Source organism: Streptomyces sp. NPDC060198 (assembly GCF_042728415.1).
Classification (GTDB): domain Bacteria; phylum Actinomycetota; class Actinomycetes; order Streptomycetales; family Streptomycetaceae; genus Streptomyces.
Genome location: NZ_JBHWZJ010000526.1, coordinates 1 through 3,806, shown reverse-complemented (window position 1 = coordinate 3,806; position 3,806 = coordinate 1). Strand labels below are relative to the sequence as shown.

The window sequence follows — 3,806 nt, the reverse complement described above, 5'->3', positions numbered from 1 at the left end:
CCCCAGGGCCGGCCGCCAGGGCCTTTCACAGGGACCGGTGCGGACCGGGGAGCGACAGCGTTCCCCGTGAGCCGGACATGTCCCGCGCGAGAGGCCGACGGCCGATCGTCCGGAAGGAGGGACGTCGATGAGCACGAAGGACTTCGTCGAGAAGGACTACTACAAGGTCCTCGGCGTCCCGAAGGACGCCACCGACGCCGAGATCAAGAAGGCGTACCGGAAGCTCGCCCGCGAGTTCCACCCGGACGCCAACAAGGGTGACGCCAAGGCAGAGGAGCGCTTCAAGGAGATCTCCGAGGCGAACGACGTCCTCGGGGACGCCAAGCGGCGCAAGGAGTACGACGAGGCACGCGCCCTCTTCGGCAACGGCGGGTTCCGACCCGGTCCCGGGGCCGGGGGCGGTTTCCCCGGAGGCTTCGACCTGGGGGACCTCTTCGGAGGTGCCCAGGGCGGCGCCGCCGGCCAGGGTGGCGGCGGATTCGGCGGCGGGGGAGGCCTCGGCGACGTGTTCGGCGGGCTCTTCAACCGCGGCGGCGGCACCGGTACCCGCGTCCAGCCGCGCCGGGGCCAGGACATCGAGACCGAGGTGACGCTCAGCTTCACCGAGGCCGTCGACGGGGCCACGGTCCCGCTGCGGATGTCCAGCCAGGCGCCCTGCAAGGCGTGCTCCGGCACCGGCGACAAGAACGGCACCCCGCGGGTCTGCCCGACCTGTGTCGGTACGGGACAGGTCTCGCGCGGCAGCGGTGGCGGGTTCTCGCTCACCGACCCGTGCGTGGACTGCAAGGGCCGCGGACTGATCGCCGAGAACCCCTGCGAGGTCTGCAAGGGCAGCGGACGAGCCAAGTCCGCCCGCACCATGCAGGTCCGCATCCCGGCGGGCGTCTTGGACGGGCAGCGCATCCGCCTGCGCGGCAAGGGCGGCCAGGGCGAGCGCGGCGGTCCGGCCGGCGACCTCTACGTCGCCGTCCACGTGGACGCGCACCCGGTCTTCGGCCGCAAGGGCGACAACCTCACCGTCACCGTGCCCGTCACCTTCCCGGAGGCGGCACTCGGCGGCGAGGTGAAGGTCCCCACCCTCGGTGGCCCTCCGGTCACCCTCAAGATCCCCGCGGGTACCCCGAACGGGCGTACGATGCGCGCCCGTGGCAAGGGCGCCGTGCGCAAGGACGGCACCCGGGGCGACCTCCTCGTCACCGTGGAGGTCGCGGTGCCCACGGAGCTGGGCGACGAAGCCAGGGAAGCGCTGGAGGCCTACCGCAAGGCGACCGCGGTCCAGGACCCGCGGGCCGACCTGTTCCAGGCCGCGAAGGGAGCTTGAGATGGACGGCCGCCGACGTAACCCGTACGAACTGACCGATGAGACCCCGGTGTACGTGATTTCGATCGCGGCCCAGCTCTCGGGCCTGCACCCGCAGACACTCCGTCAGTACGACCGCCTCGGTCTGGTCTCCCCGGACCGCACGGCCGGCCGTGGACGGCGTTACTCGGCCCGTGACATCGAACTGCTCCGCAACGTGCAGCAGTTGTCCCAGGACGAGGGCATCAACCTCGCCGGCATCAAGCGCATCATCGAGCTGGAGAACCAGGTTGCAGCGCTCCAGCAGCGTGTCGCCGAGCTCTCCGCGACGGTGGACGGGGCGGCGGTCGCCATGCGGCAGGCCGAGGCCCAGGTGCACGCCTCCTACCGGCGCGACCTCGTGCCGTACCAGGACGTGCAGCAGACCAGCGCGCTGGTCGTCTGGCGGCCGAAGCGGCCGAAGGACTGAATGCGGCGGGACGGGCGCGTGCCGCCCGCCCGTGGGCCCGTCACCGGCGATGCCGGTGGGCGGGCCCTTTCCGTTTCCTGTCCGGCGGCCGCTTTTGGGGCGGCCCGGGCGCCCGTGGCGTGTCGGGTGTCAGTCCTCGCTCAGGATGCCCGACTGGGCTATCAGGAAGCCGAGTTGGGCGCGACTGCTGCTGCCGAGGGTGGCGGCGAGCTTCGCGATGTGCGCCCGGCAGGTCCGTACGTTCATCCCGAGCCTGCGGGCGATCGAGTCGTCCACGTGCCCTTCGACGAGGAGTTGGGCGATGGACCGCTGGACAGCGCTGATGCCGTCCGGCGTGGGCTCGTACCGGATCTCCTCCAGCAGCGGGGTGGCGCGGGTCCAGAACTTCTCGAAGACCGACGCCAGGTAGGCGACCAGCCCCGGGTGGCGGAGTTCCAGGGCGACTTGCCGGTCGTCCTGGGCCGGGATGAAGGCGACCGACCGGTCGAAGACGATGAGGCGCTCGATGAGTTCCTCGGACGTCCTGATCTCCACGTTCGCGTCGGCGATGCGTTCCGCGTAGGCCAGGGTGCTGGGGCTGTAGCGGACCGTGTGCTGGTACAACGTCCGCATGCGGATGCCGCGGTGGACCACGGAGAGTCCGCGCTCCAGGGCCCTTCCGAGCCGGTCCTCGTTCCTCCCGCCGCCGGGTTGGATGGTGAGGACCTCGGTGCGGCACTCCGCGGTGGCGACGTCCAGAGCGCCGTTGATCCGGGTCACGCCCTCCAGCACGGTGATGGCGTGGGTGGCCGGCGGTCCCTGAGCGCTGATGTCCATGAAGGGCTCGAAGGACTGGGCGAGCCGCACCGAGTGGCGCCTGCGCTCCTGTATCTCGCGCTCCAGGGGATTCACGTGCTGTGCGAGCGCGGTGGAGGGCGGCACGGGGCGCAGCCAGTCCGGGTCGTCGGGGTCGGCGTGCAGCAGAGCGAACTCCATCAGGCACGGAGCCGGTTCGACCTCGTCGCGCGCGATCCGTCCGGAGCGGAGCGCGCCCGAGTAGAGACGTTTGCCGTCCTCACACAGTTCGGTGATCCCGTGAGGATGTGTCGTTTTCGTGTCTCTTGTGATCATTTCTCCACCCCCCAGGTTCCTGAACATGCAAGAACATGATGCATCGAGTCTGTGGTGTTCACAGGGTCGTGTGAGACATCGTCTTAGGAGCGGGGGAGATGAATCCACAAGTGAGGACGAAGCCGATTATGGATAAGCGAATGCTTCGCTCGGTGCTTGCCGCCTCGTTCGTCGCAGCCTTGGGTTTCGGGCTGGTGGGCGCGGGCGACATCGGCTGGGGCAGTGAGGCGGCTGCTGTCCCGGGGGACATTGGCTGGAGCAGCGAAGCTTCGGCGACGCCCGGCGACATCGGCTGGGACTCGCTGAACAAGGTCCAGCGTGACATCGGCTGGGCCGTGCAGGCGTCGGCGACCGGCGACATCGGCTGGGACTCGCTGAACAAGGTCCAGCGTGACATCGGCTGGTCCGTGCAGGCGTCGGCCACCGGCGACATCGGCTGGGACTCCTCGAACAAGGTCCAGGGCGACATCGGCTGGGGCGCGCTGAACAAGGTTCAGGGTGACATCGGCTGGGACTCGCTTCCGGCTTCCGCAGACGCATGACCACCCCGCCGGACGACCGGATCTTCCGGCGCGAGATGGCTTCGGCCTATCGCTCGGGGTGGCACTTCGTCGACCTGCTCACCGCTCTGCCGGGCCCGGGCGACTCGTTGATGGTCACCCTGCTCGGTGAGCCTGTGGTCGTCGTGATGGAGGAGGGCGAAGAGCTTCGCGCCTACCGCTGTCTGCGCAGGCCGCGTGGCGCCCCACAGCCCGTGCGCTGCGAAGTGAGGTACGGCATGATCTTCGTCAATCTGGACCAGCGCGACCATGAACTGTTCGACCCCGAGACCATCTCCGCCACCCCCCGAAGCGCCTGAGCGATCCCCCGAACCACCACATCGCTCAAGCGCGTCCCCCACACAGCGGCGCCACCGTGACCTGACAC

General features: G+C 69.7%; 5 protein-coding genes. 4 read left to right on the top strand and 1 reads right to left on the bottom strand.

Annotated elements, in window-relative coordinates; translation table 11 throughout:
• The first annotated feature begins 127 nt into the window (after nucleotides 1-127).
• Nucleotides 128-1,321, top strand: a complete 1,194-nt coding sequence (dnaJ, locus tag ACFWEP_RS32815) for a molecular chaperone DnaJ (protein WP_387375673.1) — start codon at nucleotides 128-130, stop codon at nucleotides 1,319-1,321.
• 1 nt (nucleotide 1,322) lies between these two features.
• Nucleotides 1,323-1,769: a heat shock protein transcriptional repressor HspR gene (locus ACFWEP_RS32810; protein ID WP_387375671.1), complete on the top strand. Its 447-nt coding sequence runs from the start codon at nucleotides 1,323-1,325 to the stop codon at nucleotides 1,767-1,769.
• A 129-nt stretch (nucleotides 1,770-1,898) separates the two neighbouring features.
• On the opposite strand, the gene ACFWEP_RS32805 is transcribed toward ACFWEP_RS32810, so the two are convergent.
• Nucleotides 1,899-2,879 (bottom strand): helix-turn-helix transcriptional regulator, encoded by a 981-nt coding sequence (locus ACFWEP_RS32805; protein ID WP_387375669.1) that lies wholly within the window; start codon nucleotides 2,877-2,879, stop codon nucleotides 1,899-1,901.
• A 140-nt stretch (nucleotides 2,880-3,019) separates the two neighbouring features.
• Between ACFWEP_RS32805 and ACFWEP_RS32800 the strand changes: the two genes are divergently transcribed.
• The gene (locus tag ACFWEP_RS32800; RefSeq protein ID WP_387375668.1) at nucleotides 3,020-3,421 is read left to right on the top strand and encodes a hypothetical protein; all 402 of its coding nucleotides are present in this window, start codon (nucleotides 3,020-3,022) and stop codon (nucleotides 3,419-3,421) included.
• Nucleotides 3,418-3,738 (top strand): (2Fe-2S)-binding protein, encoded by a 321-nt coding sequence (locus ACFWEP_RS32795; RefSeq protein WP_387375666.1) that lies wholly within the window; start codon nucleotides 3,418-3,420, stop codon nucleotides 3,736-3,738. The genes ACFWEP_RS32800 and ACFWEP_RS32795 overlap by 4 nt, the downstream gene beginning before the upstream one ends.
• Nucleotides 3,739-3,806 lie beyond the last annotated feature (68 nt).